This window comes from Aeromicrobium phragmitis, assembly GCF_003674095.1.
Lineage (GTDB): Bacteria > Actinomycetota > Actinomycetes > Propionibacteriales > Nocardioidaceae > Aeromicrobium > Aeromicrobium phragmitis.
Genome location: NZ_RDBF01000081.1, coordinates 1 through 460 on the forward strand (window position 1 = coordinate 1; position 460 = coordinate 460).

Consider the following 460-nt stretch of genomic DNA (forward strand, 5'->3'; position numbering starts at 1 on the left):
GACCATGGCGTCGGGCAACCAGGCGTGGAAGGGGAACTGCGCCGACTTGGTCATCGCCGCCACCGCGACGAGGATCGCGACGGTCGTCGCGAACGTGCCGTCCTCGCTCCACGCGGGGTCCGCGAGGGCCGTGCTCAGGTGTGTCGTCCCGGTCCGGACCACGATCGTCGCGACGGCCGCCAACAGGCACAGGCCGCCGGCGACGGTCACCAGGAGGGTCCGGGCGGCAGGTGGGCCGGCGTCCGGTCCGGAACGGAGGATCAGCAGGTAGGAGCACAGCGTCGTGAACTCCCAGCTCACGAACAGCAGCACCAGGTCGTCGGCGAGGACGAGCATCGTCATCGACGCGGCGAAAGCCGTCATCAGCGTGTAGTAGCTGACGGTGGGTTTCCCGCGGAAGTAGGCGGTGGAGTAGATCATCACCAGCGCACCGACGATGAGCACGAGGGCGACGAACAGC

At 68.5% G+C, this 460-nt stretch carries 1 protein-coding gene; it reads right to left on the bottom strand.

Annotated features, from left to right (window positions below):
* A partial coding sequence (locus tag D9V41_RS16345; RefSeq protein WP_279432360.1) for a proton-conducting transporter transmembrane domain-containing protein occupies positions 1 to 460 on the bottom strand: 460 nt, incomplete at both ends.